Below are 25,012 nucleotides of genomic sequence, written 5' to 3'. Positions count from 1 at the left end.
TCGTCCCCTCCCCTCCCCTCGCGTCGCAGCCGGCTCAGGGCTGCCAGGTTTCCTGCAGGTGCCGCCAGACGGGCGCCGCGCGATCCGGGCGGTCCAGCAGCAGTGCCGTGGAGAGGCGGTTCGTCACCTTGCCATCCTGGGTCTGCCGCTCCCGGTAACTGACCAGCGCGGAGGTGGCGTCCACATGGCGCACCACCACGTCGCTGATCTCCATGACCAGGCTCCTGCGCCCGCCACGGCCCGCCGCGAAGCCGGCCCTGGCCGCGTCGTAGGTCACCACGGCGCCGGTGGGGGTGATCATGGTGAAGCCCTCGTCGAAATGGTCGAGCACGGTCGCCACATCCTCGCTTCCTTCCGCGTTGAACCAGGCCTGCAGCACGGTGTGCAGGTCCACCACCTCGCGCGCGGCGCGCGCCGCGAAATCGTCACGGTTCTTGGTGTGCAAATCGGTTCTCCCGTCCCTGTCAGCCATCCGCGCGGATCTTCTGGTCACGGATGACGCTGCCCCACTGGGGGTATTCCCGCGCGATCAGCGCCTCCACCCCCTCCGGCCCGCCGCCGCCGGGCGTGTCGCCCTGGGCCAGGATGCGGCCGCGCACCTCCGGGCTGGCCATCACCTCGCCCAGCGCCGCGTTCACCTGCCGCACAATGGCGGGCGGCGTGGCGGGCGGGGCGAAGAGGGCGAACCAGTTGGTGAAGGTGAAGCCTTCCAGCCCCTGCTCCACAGCCGTCGGCACCTCCGGCAGCACGGGCGAGCGCTGCGGGCTGGTGACCAGGATGGCGCGGCTCTGCCCGCCGCGGATGAAGGGCAGGGCACCGGACGCGCCATCGAACAGGCCGGCGAAGCGGTGCGCCAGCAGGTCCTGGTTGGCCGGGCCGCCGCCGCGATACGGCACATGGGTCAGGTTCGTCAGGCCCGTGCGGGCGGCGAGATACTCCATGGCGACATGCCCCAGCGTGCCCGCGCCCACCGAGCCATAGAGCACCTCCGGCTGCGGTTTCGCCCAGGCGACGAATTCGGCGATGCTCCGCGCCGGGACCGCCGTGTGGACATTCAGCACCATGGGCGACTGCGCCAGCATCCCCACGGGCACGAGCTGGCGTGGATCGACGCCGAGATTGGGGAAGGTGTGCGGGTTGATGGTGACGAAGGCACCATTGGCCGCGAACAGGGTGTGCCCGTCCGGGCGGGCGCGCATCGCCGCCTCGATCGCGATATTGCCGGCCGCGCCCGCGCGGTTCTCCACCACCACGGGCTGGCCCAGCAGCCGGGACAGCCCGGGCTGGACGAGGCGCGCGATGAAATCGGACTGGCCACCCGGCGGAAAGCCGACGAGCAGCGTCACCGGCCGCGAGGGATAGGGGCCGGGCTGCGCCAGCGCGGGGGCCGCCAATGGCGCGAGGCCCGCCGCGAGGAGCGCACGGCGATGGAAGGAAGCGGTCATGGGTCGGTTCCCCTGGTTGGTGGCAATGTCCGGCGGCAGGGCGCCGCCGGTCTCCCCGGCAGCGGGGCCGGCCTGGATGGAGGGGAAGGCTCCCCCGCGCCGGCGGGACGGCCGGCCGCAGGGGGTGGCCTCGCGAGGGTTCATCGCGCCGGGCTGCCCCGTCACGCCGCCATGAGGACGGAGGCGGAGGGGAGGCTCTCGGCCCAGTTCGGCGGCATCGGCGCGACGAAAACATTCTCGGTCCGCGTGCGCGACACCTTCCAGACGCCATCCACCCGCCGGAAGAGGTTGTTGAGGCGGCTGGAGCGGATCAGGGAGGAACCATCCGAGAAGATCCAGGGCTGCATGTGCACCCACTGGCCATCCGCCTCGTCCCCGCGCACATGGATCTGCTCGGAGGTCAGGTAGTGCACGTTCAGGATCAGGGCCGGGTCGCGCTTCTGCCCCCAGAAGCCCTGGAAGTGCCTGCGGATGGCGTCCTTGCCCACACTGCGCCCGAACTGATTGTCGTAGTAGGCGCCAACGCCCTCCCACACCGCATCCTCGGTGTAGAGCTCCAGGATCTTCTCGATCCGGGCGGCATCATCGGCACAGCCCGGCTCCGGGCAGGGGGTGTCACAGAGGAACATGTAGCGGGCCTGCAGGCGGCGGATCTCCGCCTCGGCGCGGAGCACCTGCACTTCGCGGGTCAGGGCCGCCACGGCAGCCGTCAGATCATCGTGATTCATCGAGGGTCTCCGGGGTTGTGGGAAACGGCCTAGCTGTCCATCCGCAGGCCGAGCTCGCGGATCAGGGGCCGCCAGAGGGCGCGCTCCTGCCGGATGTAGGCGAGGAATTCCCGGACGCCGCCGGCGGGGCGCTCGGCGCCGAGGGTGGCCAGCCGCTCGGTGACCTTCGGCGCGGCGAGCGCGCTGGCCAGGGCGCTCTCGATCATCTCCCGCACCGGGGCCGGGGTGGCGGCGGCGACGCAGACCCCCTGCCAGCCGGGCGCCACGGCGTCGAAGCCCAGTTCGCGGGCCGTGGGCACGTCCAGGGCATAGGGCAGGCGCTCCCCATGCGCCGCCAGCAGGGCGCGGGCATCGCCGCTGGCCAGCAGCGGGAGCGCCGCCATCCCGTCGCACATCATGCAGTCGATGCGGCCCGCGAGCATGTCCTGCACCGCGGGCGGCGTGCCCCGGAAGGGCACATGCGTGGCCTCCAGGCCGGAACGGATCTTCAGCAGCTCCATCCCCAGATGGTGCGGGGAGGCGACCGATGGCGTGCCATAGGTCACGCTGGCCCTGCGGGAGGCCGCCAGCAGATCCGCGAAGCTGCGATGCGGGCTGTCCCTGCGGACCAGGACGAAGAGCGGGAAGCGGCCGACGAAGGCGACCGGCGCCAGATCCGCGTCCGGGTCGAAGGGCAGGCGGGTGTAGAGCGCCGGATTGTAGACCATCACGGCATTGTCGACCTGAAGCAGCGTGTAGCCATCGGCCGCGCTGCGGACGACATTCTCGGTCGCCACGATGGCGCCGCCGCTCGGGCGGTTTTCAACCACCACGGGGATTGTCGTCCGCTCGGTGATCACGCCGCCGACGAGGCGCGCGAGCATGTCGCTCGCACCGCCCGCGCCATAGCCGACCTGCCAGCGGACGGAGCGCGAGGGCCATGCCCCCTGCGGCGGCTGCGCCTGCGCGCAGCGCAGCGGCACCGGGGATGCGGCAAGGCCCAGAGAAGCCCAGCCCAGGGAGGCCAGGCCAAGGGTACGACGCTTCATCGTGCTGTCTCCTGCTGTCTCAGCGATGGCCGAGACCCGCGCTTCCCGTATCCGGCCCGCGATCCGTTGATGTGGCCGCGGTTCCGTGCGTGGGGGCGGCCGGGCAGGCCGGCCGCCGCCTCTCAGGCATGGGCCGGCACGCCGCCGAGGTGGTGGTAGGCCCGGTTGAAATAGATGAGCCCGCCGATCTCCGGCGCGAGCGCGATCTCCACGACCTCGCAGAAGAGGACACTGTGGGTGCCCACCCCGACCACGCGCGCGATCCGGCAATCCAGGGCAACGGCGGCATCGGCCAGCACGGGCGCGCCGGTGGCCAGGCGGTGCCACCCGGCATCGCCGAAGCGCTCCTCCACCGTGAGGCCCCGGCGGCCGAAGCGGGCGGACAGCGCCTCGTGCCGCCCGGCCAGCACATTGACGCAGAGCACCCCGTTGGCCCGCAGCACATCATGGGCGCCCGCCGCGCGGTTCACGCAGGCCAGCAAGGTCGGCGGCGCATCCGTGACACTGCTCACGGCCGAGGCGGTGAGGCCATGGCACCCGGCGGGGCCATCCGTGGTGACGATGCTGACGGCCGCGCCCAGGCGGCTCATCGCCGTGCGGAACGCATCCGCCGTGGTTCGGTTCTCCATGGCCTGCCTTCCTTCAGAGATCGAGCACGAGGCGCGGGGTCTTCGCGCGCGAGCAGCAGAGGAGGATCTGGTCGTTCGCCGCCTTCTCCTCCTCGGTCAGGTAGACGTCGCGGTGGTCGGGGATGCCCTCCAGCACGGTGCAGAGGCAGGTGCCGCAGACACCCTGTTCGCAGGACAGCGCGATTTTCACGCCCGCCCCGGCCAGGGCCTGGACGATGCTGCTGCCGGCAGGCACCGGAACCGTCCTGCCCGAGGCGGAGAGGACCACCTCGAAGGCGCCGCCGGCCATATCCGCCTCCGCCTTGAAGTATTCGCGGTGGATGTTTGTGGCGGCGTGGCCCGCCTTCCCGGCCTCGGCGATCACCCAGTCCATGAAGCCGGCCGGGCCGCAGACGTAGAGATGCGTGCCGGGGGCGGGCTCCGGCAGGTCGCGCGCCGGGATGAAGCGCTGCGCCTCGGCCTCGTCATCGAAATGCAGGTGGACGCGGGCGTGATAGGGCGCCTCGGCCAGTTCCTTCAGGAAGGCGGCCTTCCCGCGCTCCCGCGCGCAGTAATGCACGCTGAACGACTGCCCCGCGCGCTCCAGGTGGTGCGCCATCGCCAGGATGGGCGTGACCCCGATGCCCCCGCCGATGAGGACCGAATGCGCGGCGCCCGCGGAGAGCGGGAAATTGTTGCGGGGCCTGCTGACCGTGACCTGCCGCCCCGCATGGAAGGCGCGGTGGATCGCCGCGGAGCCGCCGCGGGAGGCGGGATCCAGCAGAATGCCCAGGCGGTAGCGCGCGGTGTCAGCGGGGCTACCGCAGAGGGAATACTGGCGTACGAGGCCCGGCCCCACATGCACGTCCAGATGCGCCCCCGCCTCGAAAGCCGGGAGCGGGGTTCCATCGGGCGCGACGAGGTCAAGGACGACGATGCCCTCAGCCTGCTCCTCGCGGCGGGCGATCAGGACATTCAGGGTCTGCTCTGTCATGGGGCTTTCCCGCTCGGGCCTCAGCGCATGAACAGGCCGCCATTCACGTCCCAGGTGGCACCGGTCGTGAAGGCGGCTTCGGGGGAGGCGAGCTGGACGACCAGGCTCGCCACGAAGGCGGGGTCGCCGATATCGCCCACGGGGATGGCGGCCTTCAGCTCCGCCAGGCGGGCGGCCGGGACGGTCCGGTGGACCATGGGCAGGTCCAGCGGCCCCGGCGCGATGGCGTTGACGGTGACGCCGGACGGGCCGAGATCACGCGCGAAGACCTTCGTCAGCGTCATGATGGCGCCCTTCGAGGCCGCGTAATGCGCCCCCGTCGCCGTGCCGCCATTCTGGCCCGCCAGCGAGGCCATGTTGATGATCCGGCCATGCCCCCGGTCGCGGAAATGCGCGCCGAAGACCTGGCAGCCGAAGAAGGTGCCGCGAAGGTTCACGGCGACGACATCGTCGAATTCCCCGGCGGTGATCTCCATGACGGGCCGGGCCACGGTGCGGGCCGCGTTGTTGACCAGCACCTGGACGCCGCCCCAGCGTTCCACCAGGGCGCCCAGCGCCGCCTCGAAGTCCGCCCTGGAACGGACATCCAGCGCGAGGCCGATGGCCGTGCCGCCGGCGGCATCGAGCGAGCCCGCCACGGCGCGCGCCGCGCACTCATCCAGGTCGGCCGCCGCCACGCGGTAGCCGGCGGCGTGCAGGTGGCGGATGATGACCGCGCCCAGGCCATTCCCGCCGCCGGTGACAAGGGCGACGCGCGCCCCGCTCACAGGATATACCCGATGCCGCGCAGGGCATCCGTGGCATTGATGAGGCGGATCACCTTGCGGTCGATGCGCAGGCCATCCGCCCCGCGCACGAGGCGGAAGGTGAGATCGGCCGTGTACATCCGCTCCCGTCCCCGCCGGTACTCGGTGAGAAGCTGGGCACAGCGCAGCTCGCAGCCCTCCACGCCAGCGGAGAGCAGGCGGAAGCGCGAGAGGAGCCGGACCGTCCGCGCGACCGGAGAGGCGGAGACGGATTGCCCGCTGGTCAGCCGCTCCGCCCGCTTCACCCGCATGGCGTGGTCGTCATAGGCGTAGTTCAGCGTGTTCTCGAAATCCTCGGCGCCGGGCTCGATCGGCACGACATAGCGGCCGCCGGGCGTCCAGAGGGCCAGCCACTCGGCATAGCACGCATGGTCCAGGAGGTCGGCCTCCAGCCAGACGAAGCGCATCGCCTCATCCAGATCGATCGCGATGGCGGGCATGTTCGTGTCCATCCCTCAGGCCTCCATCAACCGCTTCCACTGGGCATAGGCCGCGCGCATGCCGGTCTCGGCGCTCACATCGCTGCGGCGGTGGCCATCCTCCCGCACCTCCTCATGCGAGAGGCCACGGTTGAGCAGGACCCACAGGTCACGCCCGCCCTGGGCGCCATGCTGCACGCGGTCCCACACCTCGGCATCGTCCGGGCTGCCGAAACCCATCGGCCCCTGGAAGAACTCGTGGATGCGCAGCCGCTCGCGGTTGGCGGCGGCCGGCCCGCCTTCCATCCCCAGCGCCACGTGCCGGACCTCCGTATCATCCACGGCGATCGGCTGCAGCACGCGGAAGAACGCGGCGGAGCAGCCGAGATTGGGGAAGAGGTTCAGGTTGAAGCCCACCCCCCCCACCGCCCGCACGATGCGGCGGACGGTCATCTCGTCATGCTCCTCCGCCAGTTCGGCAGCCAGGGCCTTGAATTTTTCGGGAATCGGCGCGTCGAGATTTTCCTCGAGGTCCACCAGCTCGGGCATCATGACCATGACGCTGTGGCCATTGCCGAGATCCTCGACATAGCCGCCCTTGTTCATGATGTCCCAGCTCTCTTCCGTCTCGCTGTCGGCGGCGGTGAGGAAGGATTTGTGGACCAGCGGGAAGTGGTAGGCGTCCGTCGTGTTCTCCAGCTGGATCTTCCAGTTGCCGGGGAAGCGGAAGCGGTGCTCGCCCTGCGTCCTGATCGGGAAGCCGCCGCCCTGCTTCATGAACAGGTCGATCCACTTCCTCGCACCGCCCAGGAAGTCGGAGAGCGGCATCAGATCCCGCCTGAAGGTCGCGAAGATGAGGCCGTTATACTCCTCGACGCGCAGGGAGAGCAGCGGGTACTGGCTCTTGTCGAGATCGCCATCATACCCCTTCTCATAGGGCACGCCGCGCAGCGAGCCATCGAGGGCATAGCTCCATCCGTGATAGGGGCAGACGAAGCTGCTGGTCTTGCCCTTGCTGACCTCGCACACCGTGGCCGCCCGGTGGCGGCAGCGGTTCACGTGGACATGCACAACGCCCTTGCGGTCGCGCACCACGATGACCGGCTGCAGCCCGACCTGCGCGGTCTTGAAGTCGCCGGGGCGCGGAATCTCGCTGGCATGCGCCACCCAGACCCAGGTGTTCTCGAAAACCTTCTTCATCTCCGCCTCGAACAGGGCGGGGTCGGTGTAGAGCGTCGTGCGGGCGCGGTCCGGCTGGACCAGGGCATCGAGCGCCAGGGAAGGCGCGGTCAGGGTGTCCATGCGGGGCTTCTCGTGTTGATGGCCGGTGGGGACGGTCAGGGAAAGCCAGGGGTGCCAGGCAGGCCGAGCAGCAGGCGCCCGGCGCTCTGAAGCGTCCCCTCGCTCAGGAAGGCGTGCTGGGAGACGACGAGGCTGTCGCACATGGCGCGGGCCAGGGCGTGCCCGCTGTAGATGGCGGTGGTGCCCGCCAGGCCGCAGGCGATGCGCGCGACCTGCGCCGAGGCCCGGGCCGCGTGGGTGGAGGCGAGGCGGAGCAGCGCGACCTGCCCGGCCGGCGCGGGGTCGCCCGCCAGCACCGTGCGCCACACCGTCTCCGTCGCTTCATAGAAAAAGGCGCGGGAGGCGCGGAGCATCGCCTCGGCCCGCGCCACCTCGGACTGCACATAAGGGCGGTCGGCCATGCGGGGCGCCCCGGTGATGGAAACCCGCCCCCCGGCCAGTTCCGTGACCTCATCCAGCGCCGCGCGGGCCACGCCGAGGCCGACAACGGCGAGGACCTGCGCCGCGAGCGCCATGGTGGGGTAGCGATAGACCGGGGAATCCACCGAGGCGGCGCCGCCACGGATCAGCGTCCATGCCTCCGGCACCAGCACATCCTCGATCACGACATCATGGCTGCCGGTGCCCTGGAGCCCGATGACATCCCAGTTCGGCCGGATGGTGACCCTGTCGGCGGGCATCACCGCCACGCGCGGCAGGCCGCCCTTCTCCTCGCCCGGCACGGAAATCCCGGCGCCGATCAGCGAGGCGCCCATGCAGCCGCTGGCGAATTTCCAGCAGCCGGAGACGCGGAACCCCTCCGGCGTGCGGAGCGCCGGCTGGAGGGGAAAGAGGCCGCCCGCGAAGACGACATCCGGCCCCTGGGCATAGACCTGCTCCAGCGTGGCCTCGGGCAGGGCCGCGAGATAGGCCGCCGCCGCGCCGAAACTCGCCACCCAGCCGGCGGAGCCGTCGGCCTGCGCGATGCGCTCGATCATCTGGCAGAATTCGCCGGGGCTGCGCTCGTCACCACCGAAGCGGCGGGCGACGAGCGCGCGGTATACCCCCATCTGCCGCAGGCGCTCGATGATGTCCGGGGAGAGGTGGCGCTGGGCGGCGAATTCATCGCGCCGCGCCTGGACCTCCGCCAGCAATGCGCCGAATGCCCCGGCGGCGCCGGGGATGCCATCGGGAAGGGGGCCGGCAGCCCTGACTGCATGGTTCATTCTCAGCTCCCGTCACGCGGAGTGGCGAAGGACATGCGGCGACTGGCCGGCGACCCAGCCGGCCACCGCGCAGAGGCGGGCGTCGTCGCCGCGGAGCGCGACGAGCTGAAGCCCCGCCGGCATCTGCCGGAAGTTGGAGAGCGGCAGGGAGAGGGCGGGATGCCCGCTCAGGTTGAAGGGCCTCACCAGCCGCGTCATGGCGAGGGCGGCGGCGGAATCGGCGGCCTCGGCCAGCCGCACCGGCGCCCCGGGGATGGTCGGCATGGCGAGGGCGTCCAGCCCCACCAGCGCGGCATCCACCGCCGCCGTGAAGGCGCCGCGGACAGCCTCCGCATCCGCCAGCTGCTCCAGGGTGATCATGCGGGCGGCCTTGAGGCGGCCGGCGATATCCGCGCCCAGCGCGCCGGTTTCGAGCAGGCCGCCAAAGGCGCCGAGCATCTCCGCATTCATGATGGCCATGCCGGCGCGGAAGGCCGCTTCCATCCCGGGCAATTCCACCGCCACGAGGGTGCAGCCGGCCCCTTCCAGCGCCGCCCGCACCGCCGCGTCGAGGGCCGGCTCCGCCAGGCCGCGCAGGATTCCGATGCGCGGCGTTCCCAGTGTGGGCAGCTGGAATGTCGCATCGAGCATCGCCATGGCCCGCTGCAGGGTGGCGATGTCGCGGGCCAGGGGGCCGACGCAGTCGAGGGAACTCTCCGCCGGGGTCAGGCCACGGCGGCTCAGGCGCCCGAAGCTGGGCTTGAAGCCGATGATGCCGCAGCACGCCGCCGGAATCCGGATGGAACCGCCGGTGTCCGTGCCCAGGGCGAGATCGGCCAGGCCAGCCGCGACGGCGGTCGCGGAGCCGCTGGAGGACCCGCCGGGCACGAAGCCGGGGTAGCGGGGATTGACCGGCGTGCCCGTCCAGCCATTCACGCCGGTCACGCCGAAGGCCAGCTCATGCATGTTGGCCTTGCCGACGATCACGGCACCGCCGCGCAGCAGGGCCTCGACGACATCGGCATTGCGCGGGGCCGGCGCCACGGCCTCGAAGGCGCGGGACCCCGCGCGGGTTGGCAGGCCCGCGATGTCGATCGTGTCCTTGATGGCCACGCGGAGGCCATTGCCGCCCGCCGGCAGGCTGAGGACGAAATGGTTTCCCTCCGGACAGGCAGCCGGCGTGGCGGGATGCGGCGGTGCAGCGAGCAGAGTCATCTCTGTTCCTTCCCGGTCACCTTGGCCGGATTCTTGAGACCCAGACGTTCAGGACGGCAAAATCAGTATCGGCTTTTGTTAGAATATTCCATCGAAATTTCACTGGAAATTTTTAAATCCACCGCGTCATCGGGAGCCCCGACTGGCGCGGGGCATATTGCGGGCGGTGGGTTCTCCCCCTCTCGCGGCCATCCACCGGGGAGGCCGCGTTGCCCTGCAGGCAGGCGGAAGGCACGTCTCCTAAAGGGGCATGGCGCTCTCCACGGCCGCCCGCAGGCTGGGCTGGAGATCCCCTTCGGGGCTCAACGCCACCCTGAACAGGCACTCGGCACCGCCATCGCAGGCGGCACAGCGCATCTCCACGGCATGGACCGGAGCGCCGAGCACATAGGGGCCCATCGCCGCGAGGATGCCGCTGACCGCATGGCAGACGGGGCGCGGGCTGTGCCCGGCCCCGGCACGATCCCGGCCTTCGCGCTCATGGGTAGGCGAAAGCCGGCTGGGCACCGGCGAAGATGGCGCCGGCCCCGTCATAGGTCGCTTCGCCCAGCGTGGCGTGCTGCGTCACCACCATGGAATCCCGCGCGAGGCGCTGGAGCGGGTTGGCGCGGTAGATCGCCGATATCCCCGCGATCCGGTAGGCCTGCTGGATGGCGTCGGCGGAGACATGCGCGGCATGGGTCGCGCTCAGGCGCAGCAGGTTCGCTTCCTCAGGGGTGACGGGGTTGCCCGCCAGGATGGTGTCCCAGACGCTTTCCGAGGTCTCGTAGAAGAAGGCACGCGCGGCGCGCCACGCCGCCTCGGCCTTGCCCAGGCCGGTGCGGAAATAGGCGCGGTCGGCGAGGCGCGGCGCGCCGGTGTTGGTCTTGCGCCCGCCCGACATCTCGGCGACCCGGTCGAGCGCCATGCGGGCCATGCCGAGATTCACCACCGCATGGACCTGCGCCTGGTAGGCGATGGCGGGGTAGCGGTAGAGCGGCTCATCGATCACCGGCGGGCCGCCACGCACGAAGGTCCAGCCCTCCGGCACGAAGCGATCCCGCAGCCGCAGGTCATGGCTGCCGGTGCCGAGCAGGCCCACCACGTCCCAGTTCTCCACGATCTCCACCTGATGCGCGGGGAGCACCGCCGTCAGCGGCTTGCCCGTGGCGGTGCCGCGCTCGGCCGCCACCTGCTCGCCGATGCCAATGCCCACCATGATCCATTCGGCCCCCATGCAGCCGCTGGCGAAATGCCAGCGCCCGGTGACGCTCCAGCCCCCCGGCGCGGCCCGGGCGGGCTGGATCGGGTACAGGCCCCCGGCCGAGACCTGATCCGGCCCGCTGGCATAGATCTCGCGCTGCGTCTCCTTGGGCAGGGCGGCGAGATAGGTGTTCGCCGAGCCGAAGGCGGCCACCCAGGCCGCCGAGCCATCCGCCATGGCGATGCGCTCCAGGATGCGCAGGAAGTCGGCGGGGGGCAGGGCGTCACCGCCGAAGCAGCGCGGCGTGCTCGACCGGAAGATGCCAGCCGCCTTCATCATCGCCACGATGTCGCGGGGAACATGCGACAGGCGCTCGAACTCCTCGCGCCGCGCGGCGATGGCGGCGACGAGGGCATCCAGCGCCGCCGCGCCGGCGGTCGTGCCGCAGCTGGCGGCGGCAGGCGGCGTGCTGGCCAGCCGGCCCGGATCGTTCACGACGTTCATGCGGCTCTGCTCCAGGAAACTTTGGCGGCGCGCCCGCCGGCTGCGGGGAGCGGCGTGCTGGGGATGTCCGGGAGCGTAGAAAAGGATTTGCTAATGCGTCCAATGCATGTTTGGAATTTTCCGGATGAATTGGAATAATCCACGCGGCATCGACCTGAATCTCCTGCGCGTCTTCATGGCGATCTGGGATCTGCGCAGCCTGACCGCGGCGGGAGACCGGCTGGGGCTGACGCAGCCCGCGGTCAGCCACGCCCTGCGCCGCCTGCGCGAGACGTTCCACGATCCCCTCTTCGTCCGCGCCGGCCACGCCATGGTGCCGACCGAGGCCGCGGCGCGTCTGCGCGAGCCGCTGGACCAGGCCTTCGCCCTCCTGCACCGCGCGGTCCAGGAGCACCGCTCCTTCGACCCCGCGCGCTCCGACCGCATCTTCCGCATCGCCATGACGGATGCCTCCGAGTATTTCCTGCTGCCGAAGCTCCTGCCCGCGCTGAAGCGGGAAGCCCCTTCTGTCCGGCTGGAGATCACCCCGCTCTCGGTCGAGACGGTGGCCGCCGCCATGCGGTCGGGGGAGGTGGACCTCGCCTTCGGCTACGTCCCCGGCCCGGAAGAGGGCATCGACAGCGGCGCCATCTTCTCGGATGCGTTCGTCTGCATGGTGCGCGCCGGGCACCCGCTGCCAGACCGCCCCGTCACGGCCGAGGATCTGTCAGGGCTGCAATACGTCTACGCCACCGTCAACGCGGCGGGGCACCAGGTGATCGAGCGGGTGCTCCAGGCCCTGGGCGTGCGGCGTGAGTTCATCCTGCGGATCGCACATTTCACCGTCGCGCCCGAGGTGGTGCGGAGCACGGACCTCGCGGTGATCTTCCCGCGCAGCATCGCCGAGCGCTTCAACAGCCATGGCGATTTCCGCCTCCACCCCCTGCCTTTCACTCTCCCCCCCATCGAGGTCGGGGTCCACACCCATGCGAGTTTCCAGGGCGATGCCGGGATCCAGTGGCTGCGGCGCCGCATCCTGGCCCTGCATGCGGATTTCGGGGCACGGCCTGTCTGACCATGCCTACCCCATAAGGCCCTGCCCCCTCGCCCCCCACGAGGGAAGCCCCACGCATGGGTTTCCAAAGGCCTCAGGCCTTTGGTGGGGAGAGTTTGAGAGGGGCAAAGCCCCTCTCAAAAGGCGGATCAGCGCCGCGCGCCCCGGCGCCCCCCTGGCTCCGCCAGCCGGGCGCGGACGAGGGCGGAGAAGGCCCGGGCGCTGGCGGATTGGTAGCGCGCCGGGCACCACAGCAGCGCCGCGCTGCGCATGGGCGGCGGGTCGGCGATGGCGCGGCAATCCAGCCCCTCCCCCACGACCGACCGCGCCGAGAGCACCGTGCCCACCGCGCCGCTGCGGACCAGGGCGAGGATGGAGCCGATGGCATCCACCTCCGCCACCACTTTCGGAGCCCAGCGGCCTTGCAGGGCCGCGTCGATCATGCGGCGCGTGGCGAAGCGCGGCGGCAGCAGGGCGAGCGGGATGCTCTCGGGCGGCGCGCCCGCCCAGGGGCTGCCGCGGGCCGTGACGAGCACCAGCGCCTCGTCAAACAGGCGCGCGCAGCCCAGGCCCGGATGCGCGGCGGGGGCGAAGGCCAGGCCAAGGTCCAGCTCGCCATCGAGCAGCCCCTGCTCGATGGCGCTGGCGATCATCTCGCGCGCCTCCACCCGGATGCCGGGATGGGCGCGGAGGAACTCCGCCACCAGCCCCGGCATCAGGTTGGCATGGAAGGAATGGATCACGCCCAGCCGCAGCGTGCCGCTTTCCGCCCGCTCCTGCTCGGCGATGGCCGCCCGCGCCGCCTCGGCCTCGTTGACGATGCGCAGGGCGAAGCCGCGCAGCAGGCGGCCCGTCTCGGTCAGCCGCAGGCCGCGCCCGGAGCGGTCGAACAGCGTGGTGCCGAGGCTGCGTTCCAGCGCCGCCAGATGGTGGGAGAGGGTGGCGGGGGCCAGCCCGGCCTCCGCCGCGGCCCGGCTGAGATGCTCGGTCCTGGCCAGGGCCAGGAACAGGCGGAGCTGGTTCAAATCCATTCGATTCCTTCGAACGCAACATTCGAAATATGAATATTGATCGAAGCACTGCACCCGACCAGTCTCCCGCACCAACGAGAATGCCGCGAGGAGGATCCGCCATGCCGCGCCTGCCCATCGAGCGCATCGAGGCGATCCCCGCCCGCATCCCCACCATCCGCCCGCATCATCTGGCCTTCGCGACCGTGGCGGCGATGGATGTCGTCATCCTCCGCGTGACGGCCGGCGGCGTTGAGGGCTATGGCGAGGCCAGCACCATCGGCGGCCCGCGCTGGGGGGAGGAAAGCCCGGAGGGGATCGCCGCCATCGCCGGCACCTATCTGGCCGAGGCCATGCTGGGCCAGGACGCGGCCCAGCTGAACCAGGTGGAGGCCCGCATCGCGCGCGCCGTGCGCGGCAACCACTTCGCCAAATCCGCGCTCTCCCTGGCGCTGCACGACGCGGTGGCGCGGGCCGGGGGCCTCCGCCTGGCCGAGCTGCTGGGCGGCCCGCAGACCAACCACCTCCCCATCGCCTGGACCCTGGCCAGCGGCGACACGGCGCGCGACATCGAGGAGGGCGAGCGGATGCTCTCCCTCCGCCGCCATCGCGATTTCAAGCTGAAGATCGGCGCCCATGCGCCGGAGCAGGATGTGGCGCATGTGGCCGCCATTGCCCGCGCCTTCGAGGGCCGCGCCTCCGTCCGGGTGGATGTGAACCAGGCCTGGGACGAGCCGACCGCCGCCCGCTTCCTGCCCGCCCTGGCCGAGGCCGGGGTGGTGATGGCGGAGCAGCCCGTGGCGGGGTGGAACGTGCCCGCCATGGCGCGGCTGCAGCGCGCCAATCCGCGCCTGGCCCTCATGGGGGATGAAGGCATCGCCACCCCGCAGGACGCGCTGCGCCACGCGGCGGAGGCGGCCTGCCACGCGGTGGCGCTGAAGCCCGCCAAGCATGGCGGCGTGGCGGGCACGCGCGCGGTGGCCACGATCGCGCGCACGGCCGGGCTCGGCCTCTATGGCGGCACCATGCTGGAAGGGACGATCGGCACCCTGGCCTCGCTCCACCTCTACAGCACGCTGGGCGAACATGCCTGGGGGACGGAGCTGTTCGGCCCGCTGCTGCTGCGCGACAGCCTCGCGACGCGGGAGATCGAGGTGCGCGACTTCGCCATCCACCTGCCGGACGGGCCGGGCATCGGCACCGATCTCGACGAGGACAAGCTCGAACACTTCCGCACGGACCGGAGCCGCCTGCTGGTGTCCGGCTGACCCTGCGGGGCAGGCCATGCCGCACCGGTCAAGACGGGCGCGGCCGGCTCAAAACAAAACAAGGGAGAAAGCCTATGAAGGTCGATTTCGTGGACAGCCCGGCGGTGCAGGATCTGCTCGACCGCGCCAGCGGCACCCGGGCCGAGGGTGGCGATGCGCGGATCAAGGCCATCACGCGCGATCTCATCGAGGCGGCCATGCGCGTGATCGTCCGGCACGACATCGACGAGAGTGAATTCTGGCGCGCCCTCGCCTTCTTCCAGAATGGCGCCGCCGAGTTCGGCCTGATCGCGCCGGGCGTGGGGATCGAGCATTTCCTCGATCTCTACATGGACGCGAAGGATGCCGAGGCCGGGCTGACGGGTGGCACGCCGCGGACGATCGAGGGGCCGCTCTATGTCGAAGGTGCCCCGCTGGTGGAGGGCGATGTCAACCTGACCGATGATCCCGACGACACGGGCACGCTGTTCATGAATGGCTGCGTGCGCGGGCCGGATGGCGAGCCGGTCGGCCAGGCCATCATCCATGTCTGGCACGCCAATTCGAAAGGCTTCTACTCACATTTCGATCCGACCGGCGCGCAGACGCCGTTCAACAACCGCCGCCGCATCCGGGTGGATGGCGAAGGGCGCTATGCCTTCCGCTCGAAGATGCCCAATGGCTACAGCGTGCCGCCCGGCGGCGCGACCGACAGGCTCATGGCCGCGCTGGGCCGCCACGGCAACCGGCCGGCGCATGTCCACTTCTTCATCGAGGCGCCGGGCTACCGCACGCTGACGACGCAGATCAATTTCGGTGACGACCCCTTCGCCGCGGATGACTTCGCGTTTGGCACGCGGGAGGGGCTGCTGCCGGTGCCGAACCGCCAGGGCAGCAACGCCTCCATTGCCTTCGACTTCACGCTCCAGCGCGCCGCCACGGACAGGGAGGAGGGCTTCTCCTCCCGCATCCGCGCCCGGGCCTGAACCGCGACAGGCCCTGAGGAAAGAACCCTGATGGGTTTCCAAAGGCCTCAGGCCTTTGGTGGGGAGAGTTTGAGAGGGGCGAAGCCCCTCTCAAGAACACGCGCCGTGTTTTCAGGCCGGGGCTGCCCCCGGCCCCGGCCCATCCCTTCCGAGGAAACGAGACAAGACATGCTGTTCCACGTCACCATGCAGGTGAACCTGCCACCGGACATGCCGAAGCTGGAGGCGGACGACATCAAGGCGCGCGAGAGGGCCTATGCCCAGGCGCTGATGCGCCAGGGCAAATGGCCGCATATCTGGCGCATCGCCGGGCGCTACGCCAATGTCTCCATCTTCGACGTGGCCGACAATGACGAGCTGCACGCGCTGCTCTCCGGCCTGCCGCTCTTTCCCTGGATGGACATCCAGGTGACCCCGCTCGCCGCGCATCCCTCGGCGCTCTGAGGGGGGCGCGCATCATGAACCGCCGCACCCTGCTGCTCGGCCTCGCCGCCGCGGCGCCCGCCTGCCCCGCGCTGCCCGGCAGCGCCATGGCGCAGCCCTGGCCGGCGCGTCCCCTGCGCATCATCGTCCCCTTCCCGCCCGGTGGCGCGATCGATGCCATGACGCGCCTCCTCGCCCCCGTGCTGGGCGAGGCGCTGGGCCAGCCCTGCGTGGTCGAGAACCGCGCCGGCGCCGGCGGCACCATCGGGACCGAGGCCGCGGCCCGCTCCGGCGACCAGGCCACCCTGCTCATGGTCTCCATGGCCCAGGCCGTGAACCCGGCTCTCTACCCGCGCCTGCCTTATGCGCCGTCCGACCTGCTGGCGGTTGCCCCCGTGGCGGTGGTGCCGAATATCCTCGTCGTGCCCACCACCTCGCCCATCCGGGACATGCCGGGGCTGATCGCGGCGGCACGGGCCAGGGCGGGGCAGATCACCTATGCCTCGGCGGGAAATGGCACCTCGATCCACCTCGCGGGGGCGCTGTTCTGTGCCATGGCCGGGGTGGAGATGACGCATATCCCCTATCGCGGCTCTGGCCCTGCCCTCGCCGACCTGCTCGGCAACCGGGTGGATGTCATGTTCGACAGCGTCACCTCCTCGGCCCCGCATATCGCGGGCGGGCGGCTGCGGGTGCTGGCGGCCACCACCAGCCGGCGCGCCCAGGCCTATCCGGACCTGCCGACCGTGGCCGAGGCCGGGCTGCCCGGCTATGCCGTGGATCCCTGGTTCGCCATGATGGCGCCGAAGGACCTGCCAGAAGCCGCCCGCGGGCGCGTGGAGGCCGCCGTGCTCGCCGCCCTCCGCGACCCGCTCATCCGCGAGAAGCTGGCCGTGATCGGCGCCGAGCCGATGGAGGGCGATGCCGGCAGCCTGGCCCGCCTGATCGGAGCGGAGACGGTGAAGTGGGGCGGCGTGGTGAAGGCGGCCGGCATCAGCGCCGATTGAGGGCGGAGGCAGCCATCTTGGGGGGGAGGGCGGGCGCACGCAGCGCGGCGCGGATGCGCCACCGGCCAATCCGCCCATGCCAGCAGGCCCTGCGTCCCGGTTTACTCCGCCCGGATCGCAGCCGCGCGGATCACCTCGCCCCAGCGCTGCCGGTCCGCCTCGATGGTCGCGCGGAAGGTGGCCTGATCCTGGCCGAGGACCGCCATGCCGTTCTCCGCCACGCGGCGCTGGAAATCCGGCGCGGCCACGATGCGCGCCAGGGCGGCGTTCCATGCCGAGACGGCGGCCTCCGGCATGCCGGCCGGGCCGGCGAGGCCGATCCAGTTCGTGACCTCGAAGCCGGGCAGGGTGTCGCGCACCAGCGGCGTTTCCGGAAAGAGCGGCGAGGCCTGCCGGCCGCCGAAGGCGAGGAGCCTGAGCCCGCCATCGCGGATCTGGCCGATGAATTCAGGGAAGTTGCCGAACATCAGATCCACCCGCCCGGCCGCGATATCGAGGATGGCGTTGGAACCGCCGCGATAGGGCACGTGGATCATGCGGATGCCCGCCTGCCGCGCGAACAATTCGCCCGCCAGATGCTGGCTCGTGCCGTTTCCGGTCGAGGCATAGGAGAGCTTGTCCGGATTGGCTTTCGCATAGGCGATCAATTCGGGGAGGGTGCGGAAAGGCGCGCGCGGGGTCACCACCAGCGCGTTCAGCACCGCCGCGAGATTGGCCACCGGCGTCAGGTCGCGCTCCATGTTGAGCGGCATCGGCTGGCCGGGAAGCTGTGGGAGCACCGTGAAGGCGCTCGCCGCCGCGACATAGAGCACATGGCCGTCGGCACCGGATTTGGCGACGGCGTCCGCCGCGATCAGCCCCGAGGCCCCGGAGCGGTTTTCCACCACCACATTCTGGTTGAGCACGGGGCGCAGGGCGTCCGCGGCCAGCCGCGCGGCCAGATCCACCGCGCCGCCAGCCGAGAAACCGACCATCAGGCGGATGTCGCGGTCTGGAAAGGCGGCCTGGGCGAGCGATGGCGCCCCCAGCACACCGGCCAGCGCCAGGGCAAGGCGGCGGCTGATATGGCGGCTGTGCGGCGTGGAGCCGTTCCCGTGCGAGGGCGTGGCGTCTGTCCGGCGCATGCGTTTTTTCTCCTCCCCCAGGGCTGCCGTGGCGTCCGGGCGGCGTGGCTCCAGGTGAACGACGCCGCAGCCTGTCGCCGTGCACTCCGGCAGCGGACCGGTTCCCATGGCTTTCGCTGGAATGCCGCGCGAGGCTAGGGGGGACCGGCGCCCTGACAGCCATCACTTCTTCCGCTGATGCTATAGAGCCGGGGAATAGCGGCGGCGCCAGAGGGCTGTGGCGCCGGGCGCTGGCCGGCGGCCATGCCGCATGCCCGGCGCGGTCCAGGAGGGAGGCGCTGAAATCCCCCGGCCCTGACCCTGCCCATGACCCTGCCCCCTGCCTGGCCCGGATCCCTCTGCCCCGTTGAGGGGAACAGCAATCCGTGGCATCGATACGACAGCAAACCGGTACCATCCGAGGCAGAAGGAAAGTCAGGCCATCCGGAAAGACAGATCCCAGGAGCCCGGGGCTGAACAACGCCCCTGCCGTGTTTGCCCATGACCGGTGCCCCGCGAGGCCATGGCAGCCAGGATCCGTGCCTGACGGCCAATGCGCGCGCGGAGACTGGCCCTGATGCCCGCGATCGCGTGGTCTTTGCCCCGCAGGACAGCCGCCTCGGGGAAAGGCCAGAAGCCGGGGAAATGGCCCAGGCCCGCGCCGAGGCCTCCGCGACGTTGCGCCGCATGCTGGAGGCCGAAAGCCTTCCCTTCTTTCCCGATATCCTGGACAGCCCGGATATCGCCGATGCGATGCTGGCGCGCCGGGTTGAGGACGCGGTCGAAATCCTCGCGGAACGGATGTCCGGGCGGATCCGCGCAGGGCTCTCAGAACTGGGTCTCGCGGACGGCAAGGCCCTGGCCGAGCGGCTGAGGCAAAAGCCCGCTGCCGGACTGGCGGCCCTGAACGCCATACTGCCGCCCGGCGTTTCCCTCGCCAAGGCCGTGGCGGATCTGGTCGCGCCCTCGCTCGGCCTGAGCACGCAGGCCGCGCAGGGCATGGCCATGCTGGTTCAGCGCGCCCAGCGGGAGGAAATCTGGCGCGAGAAGCTCGCGCAGCAGGCCGCCCGCCGCGCGGCACAGGATGCGGAGCGTGCCGCCGCAGAAGCCATGCAACGGCGGCAGGCCGAGGAAGACGCATGGCGGCGCTGGCAGATGAGCCTTATCGGAGGCTCCAGGCTGCGGCAGCTTCTGGCGATCACGCCCACCGAATTCCGGCGCTGGCTGGCGGAGGGCCGCCTGCCGGTCGCCGAAACACGGCCAGCTGGCCAGCGGAACGGCCAGCGGGGCGAAGGCGCCGGTGTGCCCCGCTTCGATCCTGCCCGCCTGCCCGAGCTGGCAACGCGGGTGCCGGAATGGCGCCGTGAATGGCAGAGCGTGCTGAAGGCGCGCCGGCGCGCCAGCGCACTGGCGTCCGAGAAGGTCATGGCGCGGGTGCAGGCCTGCCGCGACCAGGCCCTTCTCGCCATGGCCGGACCGGGGGCGAGGTTGCTGGATCACCGGCTGGCCATGGCGCGGCCCGTCAGGATCGACCTGCCGTTTCTCGGCGTGACGGCCGTTGAAACCCTGTTTGTCTTACCCGACGATGCGATGGCGGCGCGTGTGGGGCCCTTCCCCAGGGGCAAAGCACGGGAGCAGCTGCGGGCCGCCATGATGTCGGCGGGGGATGCGGCGGTCAGCCGGGTGAGCCGCAGCCTGGGGGCCACGCTGGCCGCCTGGACGGCCCGCGTGGCGTCCGTCCGGCAGGGAATGCCGGACACCATGCACACCCGCTTCACCGAGGCGCTGGAAAAGGCGGTCCGCCAGGGCCTCGGCACCATCGGGAGCCTCGATCCGGCGCCTGCTGACAGGCTGATCCGCCTGGTCACCGGCCGGCTGGAGGAGGCCCTGGCCCAGGCCATCAACCGGTGGTCTCAGGAGCGCGACCGGCACGCCCTGCGGAGCGAGACCGGCCTTGACGACTACGCCCGCATGTTCCCGACGGCCCGGGCCATGCGCCGGCGGCTGGTTCTGCATATCGGCCCCACCAACTCCGGCAAGACCCACGCGGCCATGGAGGCGCTGAAGGCGGCGCGGCAGGGGGCCTATCTGGCACCCCTGCGCCTGATGGCACTGGAGGGAGCCGACCGCCTCAACACCGCGGGCGTGCCCACCGATATGCGGACCGGTGAGGAGGAGGTCCTGGTTGACGGGGCCACGCACGTGTCCTCGACCATCGAGATGGCCGAGCTTGACCGCGCGATCGACGTGGCGGTGGTGGACGAGGTGCAGATCATCGCCCACCATGACCGCGGATGGGCCTGGACCCAGGCGCTGGTCGGCATGCCAGCCCGGACGATCGTCATGACCGGCTCGCCGGATGCCGTGCCCTTCGTGACCAGGCTGGCCGATATGACCGGTGAGGCACTCGAGGTCCTCAGCTTCGAGCGCAAATCGCCGCTGGTGGCCGAGCCCACCCCGCTGCGCCTTGAGGATGTCCGGCCTGGTGACGCGCTGGTCGCCTTCACGCGCACGGACGTGCTGCGCTTTCGCACGCTGCTGCTGCAGCGGGGTTTCGCGGTGGCCTCCATCTATGGCGCGCTCGGCCCCGAGGTGCGCAGGGCGGAAAGCGAGCGGTTCCGCACTGGCGACGCCCAGGTGCTGGTGGCCACGGATGCCATCGGCATGGGGCTGAACCTGCCCATTCAGCGGGTGATCTTCTCCACGCTGGAGAAATTCGACGGCCGCCGCAAGCGCCCGCTGACGAGCGCGGAGATCCGCCAGATTGCCGGGCGCGCCGGCCGCTACGGGCTGGCCGAGAGTGGGGTTGCCGGTGTGCTGGCAGGCCAGGAGCCGGCTCTCGTGGCCGCCGCCCTGGAGGGCGCGGCGGAGCCGCCCGAAGACGACCGCCTGCCCGTGATGCCGCCCTGGAACGCCGTGGCCGCTGTTGCCCAGCGGTTGCAAACCGAGAAGCTGCGGCCCATCCTGGACTATATCGCGCAGCATCTCATCGGGGATGACCCGCGCCTGCGCCCGGCCGCCATGGACAGCGCGCGGGGTATTGCCTCCTTCACCGATACCAACAGCCTGCCCCTCAAAGACCGCTATCGATATCTGGGGGTGCCCGCCGGTGGCGATGGCCCCCGGATGCTGTCGGAAATCGCATTCTGGGCCAGGTTGCACGCCGCCGGCAGATCCATCTCCGCGCCTCGCAGCCCGATCTGGAAAGTTCCTTCCAGCTACAGCGAACTCGGCGCCTGCGAGCATCAGGTGCTGCGGCTGAGCGCCTATCTCTGGCTCGCCCGCCGCTTCCCTGAGCACTACAGGGATACCAGGCTGGCCCAGGATGAACGGCTGCGCTTTAACGCCCTGATCGAGCAGGCCCTCCGCCGCCGGGCGGATGCGAAGGCGGCGGTTATCACTGAGGACGACGAAGATCCGCGCTGGGCGAAGCTCAAACAGTTCAGGCGCGGTCACTGAGGCCACGGCGAAGTGCTACACCGGAAGTCGCTGAGCAAGGGGCGAATCCTCCGCCCAGAGGAATGCCCTGCGCCACGGGAACCTCGATCCGGCGCGGTTTTGCCATGATCTCTTCCGGCGTGTTCTGCTCCCGCCTTCTCAATCGCCCCGCCGCGTCCCCCCTTCCCCGTCGCGCATCAGCGGCGATCCGCTTTTAAGGGGGCAGGCCAAAGGAGCGGCCTGTGGCGGCCGGGGCGCTACCCCGCCTCTCCTGGCAGGACCGGCGCCTCGCCGAATGGCCGGTTGATCACCGTGAGCACCTCCTCGGCCGCGAAAATGCGGTTCCGCTGATAGCCCGTCCTCTCGCGCAGGATGCCCACCTCCTGCAACTGGCCGATCGCGGCGGAGGCCGCCGGGAATGTCACCCCGAGCAGGCCGGCGAGCCGCCCCGTGGTGATGACGGGATAGCTCGGCAGGATGTCCAGCGCCCGCAGGCTGGCCGAGTTCACCCGGAAGCGGCGCCGCGCCTCCCAGATGGCCCGGAGCCGCGCCAGGGCCTTCCGGGTCTCGTCCAGTTCCGCGACCGTGGCCGTGATGGCACTGGCGATGAAGCCGATCATCTCCTGCCATGCCAGCCGCTGCTGCGCCGCTTTCAGGGCATCGTAGTAGTCCCGCCGATGGGCCTCGATATAGGGCGAGAGGTAGACCGGGATGTGCCGCTCCGCCGCCATCAGCAAGGGCAGCAGCAGGCGGCCGACGCGGCCATTGCCATCGGTGAAGGGATGCACCGCCTCGAAATGGGCATGGGCGACCGCCATGCGGGTGATGATGCTGGGGGGGAGCAGGGCATCGGCCTCCCCCCGCATGTATGCCAGGCTCTCCTCCAGGCAGGCAGGCACGTCTTCGGGCGGCGCGGGGTTGTAGGTCGAATAGGCGATGCCGGACCCCGGAGGGCCGATCCAGACCACCGTTTCGCGGATCTGGCCCGGGACGCCCGGGAAGTCCGGATCGGCCTGCATGACGGCCCCATGCAGGCGTGACACGAGATCGCGCGTGAACATGGCCGTGCCCAGCCGCCGGGCCTCGGGCATGAGGCGCTCCAGGGCCAGGGCGTAGTCCCGCACCTGGCCGGCGGCCTGCTGGCGGGGGGCGGCCTCCTCCTCGGCCGTCTCCTCGATGAGCAGGAGTTCGTCCAGGGTGCTGTTCGTGCCCTCGATGGCGGAGCTGGTGACCGCCTCGCGCCGCGCCAGGAGGCGGGAGACCAGCCAGCCATCCCCCAGCTCCGCGGCCAGCGCCTCCAGCCGGGCCAGGGCGCCGATGGCCGTTTCATAGCGGTCCCTGAGCCCCAGGATGGCTGGCGGCTCCGCGGGCGGCGGCAGCGGGACAACCCCGTAATGGCTGTCATACGGCGCCGGATAGCGCTTCAGGCGGGCGATGAGCGCGGGCGCGAGGTCGGCACGCTTCATGGGAAAAACCTTCATCAGGCTCGGCGTATCGCTTTCTTATTAAAGTTTTTCATGAAAAACCATAAGATGACTCTACACAGGGCGGCGGTCTTCAAGGTTATCCCGCTCCCCTCTCCTCATCGCCGCCAGGGGAGTGCCCGGTGGCCGGCCTCATCCGCCACTCAGGCACCCCGGTCGTTCCGCATGAGTTTCCAGCCAGCCTCTCAGCATGCAGAGCCTGCCCCTGTCGGCGAGTTGCCAGCCAAGGTGCGGCCGGACATATCCGACAAAATAACTTTATGGCTTTATTCGATTTATTGATCGTATTAATTATTTTATATTAAAAATATAATCGTATATTTTATTACATTAATAAGAAATTTTTCAGAAAATATTTATATATTTTGGATTTTTATTTTCATGGCGCGTGTGAAATATAACACGCGGTAAACCCCGCTTACCGCGTGGGTAAAAGCTCCCGCCTTATTCCAGGGATCTCCTCCCCCAGCATCGGCCAACGCCCCGCTCCGACATGCTGAAGCGGGGTGTCTTGCGCTCCCCCAATGCCAACAGGCGCGTCATGCCGGGGCAAGATGCGCGCGGCGGCGCATCAACAGCGCCACCACCACCAGCACATTCGCCATGTTCCACAGGACGCCATTGAGAAACGCGGCGGCGTAGCTGCCGGTGGCATCGAAGATCACCCCGGACAGCCATCCCCCGAGCGCCATCCCCGCCAGGGTCGCCATGAGCACGATCCCGACCCGCGTGCCCGCCTCGGCGGCCGGGAAGCTCTCCCGCACGATGACCGCATAGGACGGGACGATACCGCCCTGCACCAGCCCGAAGAGCGCCGACAGCACATAGAGCGAGGCCAATCCGTCGAAGAACAGGAACAGCGACAGCGCTAGGCCCTGCAGCACGGAGCCGAGCAGCAGCGTCCGGAGCCCGCCGATCCGGTCAGCGATCAGGCCCGAGGCAAGGCGGGACACAATGCCACAGGCCAGCATCACCGACAGCATGTCCGCCCCCCGGGCGACGCCATAGCCGAGGTCGCCGCAATAGGCGACGATATGGACCTGCGGCATCGCCATGGCGACACAGCAGGCCACCCCGGCAGTGGCCAGCACGGCCGTCAGCCCGCCATGGGAGAGGCCAAAGGCCCCGGCCATGCCGGCCTCACCCGCCGTGGCCCCCCCCTGCCCCGCGGGAGCCCGCGCGCGCAGCAACAGGGCCAGCGGCACCATCGTCACCAGGCAGATGGCACCAACGATGAGATGGGCGGTGCGCCACCCGTAAGCGCCGATGAGCCCGCTGAGGAGCGGTGGCCAGACCGCCCCCGCGAGGTAGTTCCCGGAAGCGGCGATCGCGACCGCGATGCCACGCCGCCGGCGGAACCACAGGGAGGCCTCGGCCACCAGGGGCGCGAAGGCGGCGGAGGAGCCGAGCATCCCGATCAGCAGGCCCTGCGCCAGGGTATAGACGCCGATGCCCGGCGCGAGCCCCGCCAGCAGATATCCCGCCGCCAGCGCCAGCGTGGCGCCCAGCAGAGGCTTCATCGGCCCCATGCGGTCGGTCAGCCGCCCCATCAGGATGCCACCGGCCCCGAAGCCCAGCATGGTCAGCGTATAGGGCATCGATGCCGCGCCACGGGTAATGCCGAACTCCGCCTGGACATAGGGCAGCGCCACAATCACGGACCACATCCCCACCCCGCCCACGGTGGACAGCGCGACCAGGACGCCAAGGCGCAGCCAGGCCGCGCGGGAATCCAGCAGTTCCACACGATTCATGACCGGGCCTTGGCCCTGGGCCGGGCCAAAGCGTTTACCGTTGCCATGGGGCGTCTCTCCTCCGGGAATTTTGGGTGGAGCCGGCCGGCAGGGCGCTGCCAGCCGCCGCTC

Annotated in this window: 23 protein-coding genes; 6 read left to right on the top strand and 17 right to left on the bottom strand. The window is 70.4% G+C overall.

Annotation, left to right across the window (positions count from 1 at the left end):
- Positions 1–34: 34 nt before the first annotated feature.
- The 13 genes from NON00_RS08115 to NON00_RS08055 form a co-directional block, all read right to left on the bottom strand.
- Positions 35–445: a DUF4440 domain-containing protein gene (locus NON00_RS08115; protein WP_256019544.1), complete on the bottom strand. Its 411-nt coding sequence runs from the start codon at positions 443–445 to the stop codon at positions 35–37.
- A 19-nt stretch (positions 446–464) separates the two neighbouring features.
- Complete coding sequence (locus tag NON00_RS08110; RefSeq protein WP_256019541.1) at positions 465–1,445, bottom strand: tripartite tricarboxylate transporter substrate binding protein; 981 nt, start codon at positions 1,443–1,445, stop codon at positions 465–467.
- A 161-nt stretch (positions 1,446–1,606) separates the two neighbouring features.
- Entirely contained in the window at positions 1,607–2,173 is a 567-nt protein-coding gene (locus NON00_RS08105) for a nuclear transport factor 2 family protein (RefSeq protein WP_256019538.1), read from the bottom strand.
- 29 nt (positions 2,174–2,202) lie between these two features.
- Positions 2,203–3,201, bottom strand: a complete 999-nt coding sequence (locus tag NON00_RS08100; protein WP_256019535.1) for a tripartite tricarboxylate transporter substrate binding protein — start codon at positions 3,199–3,201, stop codon at positions 2,203–2,205.
- Between the two features lie 122 nt (positions 3,202–3,323).
- Entirely contained in the window at positions 3,324–3,830 is a 507-nt protein-coding gene (locus NON00_RS08095; RefSeq protein WP_256019532.1) for a flavin reductase, read from the bottom strand.
- Between the two features lie 13 nt (positions 3,831–3,843).
- On the bottom strand, positions 3,844–4,803 hold the full coding sequence (locus NON00_RS08090) for a PDR/VanB family oxidoreductase (RefSeq protein WP_256019529.1): 960 nt from the start codon (positions 4,801–4,803) through the stop codon (positions 3,844–3,846).
- A gap of 20 nt (positions 4,804–4,823) precedes the next feature.
- Positions 4,824–5,570 carry an SDR family NAD(P)-dependent oxidoreductase gene (locus NON00_RS08085; protein ID WP_256019527.1) on the bottom strand — a complete coding sequence of 249 codons (747 nt, stop codon included), beginning with the start codon at positions 5,568–5,570 and terminating at the stop codon, positions 4,824–4,826.
- Positions 5,567–6,061: an aromatic-ring-hydroxylating dioxygenase subunit beta gene (locus NON00_RS08080; protein WP_256019524.1), complete on the bottom strand. Its 495-nt coding sequence runs from the start codon at positions 6,059–6,061 to the stop codon at positions 5,567–5,569. The genes NON00_RS08085 and NON00_RS08080 overlap by 4 nt, the downstream gene beginning before the upstream one ends.
- Positions 6,062–6,064: 3 nt before the next feature.
- Entirely contained in the window at positions 6,065–7,330 is a 1,266-nt protein-coding gene (locus NON00_RS08075) for a Rieske 2Fe-2S domain-containing protein (RefSeq protein ID WP_256019521.1), read from the bottom strand.
- A 35-nt stretch (positions 7,331–7,365) separates the two neighbouring features.
- Positions 7,366–8,535, bottom strand: a complete 1,170-nt coding sequence (locus NON00_RS08070; RefSeq protein WP_256019518.1) for an acyl-CoA dehydrogenase family protein — start codon at positions 8,533–8,535, stop codon at positions 7,366–7,368.
- Positions 8,536–8,547: 12 nt separating this feature from the next.
- Positions 8,548–9,729: an amidase gene (locus NON00_RS08065; protein WP_256019515.1), complete on the bottom strand. Its 1,182-nt coding sequence runs from the start codon at positions 9,727–9,729 to the stop codon at positions 8,548–8,550.
- Positions 9,730–9,969: 240 nt separating this feature from the next.
- Positions 9,970–10,236 (bottom strand): V4R domain-containing protein, encoded by a 267-nt coding sequence (locus tag NON00_RS08060; protein ID WP_256019513.1) that lies wholly within the window; start codon positions 10,234–10,236, stop codon positions 9,970–9,972.
- Positions 10,208–11,416 carry an acyl-CoA dehydrogenase family protein gene (locus NON00_RS08055; RefSeq protein WP_256019509.1) on the bottom strand — a complete coding sequence of 403 codons (1,209 nt, stop codon included), beginning with the start codon at positions 11,414–11,416 and terminating at the stop codon, positions 10,208–10,210. Before NON00_RS08055 ends, NON00_RS08060 begins: the two co-directional genes overlap by 29 nt.
- A gap of 124 nt (positions 11,417–11,540) precedes the next feature.
- Here NON00_RS08055 and NON00_RS08050 point away from each other — a divergent pair, with 124 nt between their 5' ends.
- Positions 11,541–12,470 (top strand): LysR family transcriptional regulator, encoded by a 930-nt coding sequence (locus NON00_RS08050; protein ID WP_256019506.1) that lies wholly within the window; start codon positions 11,541–11,543, stop codon positions 12,468–12,470.
- Between the two features lie 128 nt (positions 12,471–12,598).
- Here NON00_RS08050 and NON00_RS08045 read toward each other — a convergent pair whose 3' ends face one another.
- Positions 12,599–13,474, bottom strand: a complete 876-nt coding sequence (locus NON00_RS08045) for a LysR substrate-binding domain-containing protein (protein ID WP_256019503.1) — start codon at positions 13,472–13,474, stop codon at positions 12,599–12,601.
- A 107-nt stretch (positions 13,475–13,581) separates the two neighbouring features.
- Between NON00_RS08045 and NON00_RS08040 the strand changes: the two genes are divergently transcribed.
- From NON00_RS08040 to NON00_RS08025, 4 genes are all read left to right on the top strand, one after another.
- A complete protein-coding gene (locus NON00_RS08040; RefSeq protein ID WP_256019502.1) occupies positions 13,582–14,727 on the top strand; it encodes a muconate/chloromuconate family cycloisomerase in 1,146 nt (381 codons plus the stop codon).
- Between the two features lie 74 nt (positions 14,728–14,801).
- On the top strand, positions 14,802–15,692 hold the full coding sequence (locus tag NON00_RS08035) for a dioxygenase (RefSeq protein WP_256019501.1): 891 nt from the start codon (positions 14,802–14,804) through the stop codon (positions 15,690–15,692).
- A 168-nt stretch (positions 15,693–15,860) separates the two neighbouring features.
- Positions 15,861–16,136, top strand: coding sequence for a muconolactone Delta-isomerase (gene catC / locus NON00_RS08030; protein WP_256019500.1), 276 nt, complete (start codon positions 15,861–15,863; stop codon positions 16,134–16,136).
- A gap of 14 nt (positions 16,137–16,150) precedes the next feature.
- Entirely contained in the window at positions 16,151–17,122 is a 972-nt protein-coding gene (locus tag NON00_RS08025) for a tripartite tricarboxylate transporter substrate binding protein (RefSeq protein ID WP_256019499.1), read from the top strand.
- A gap of 101 nt (positions 17,123–17,223) precedes the next feature.
- Here NON00_RS08025 and NON00_RS08020 read toward each other — a convergent pair whose 3' ends face one another.
- Positions 17,224–18,246: a tripartite tricarboxylate transporter substrate binding protein gene (locus NON00_RS08020; protein ID WP_256019498.1), complete on the bottom strand. Its 1,023-nt coding sequence runs from the start codon at positions 18,244–18,246 to the stop codon at positions 17,224–17,226.
- 624 nt (positions 18,247–18,870) lie between these two features.
- Between NON00_RS08020 and NON00_RS08015 the strand changes: the two genes are divergently transcribed.
- Entirely contained in the window at positions 18,871–21,684 is a 2,814-nt protein-coding gene (locus NON00_RS08015; RefSeq protein WP_256019495.1) for a helicase-related protein, read from the top strand.
- Positions 21,685–21,920: 236 nt separating this feature from the next.
- Here the strand turns inward: NON00_RS08015 and NON00_RS08010 are convergent, their stop codons facing one another.
- A complete protein-coding gene (locus NON00_RS08010; RefSeq protein WP_256019491.1) occupies positions 21,921–23,129 on the bottom strand; it encodes a Fic family protein in 1,209 nt (402 codons plus the stop codon).
- Between the two features lie 557 nt (positions 23,130–23,686).
- Positions 23,687–24,901 (bottom strand): MFS transporter, encoded by a 1,215-nt coding sequence (locus tag NON00_RS08005; protein ID WP_256019488.1) that lies wholly within the window; start codon positions 24,899–24,901, stop codon positions 23,687–23,689.
- Positions 24,902–25,012: the final 111 nt, after the last annotated feature.

It is taken from the genome of Roseomonas sp. GC11 (assembly GCF_024437745.1).
Lineage (GTDB): Bacteria > Pseudomonadota > Alphaproteobacteria > Acetobacterales > Acetobacteraceae > Pseudoroseomonas.
Note: the sequence above shows the minus strand (reverse complement) of the source record. Positions and strands in the feature narration are given on the sequence as shown.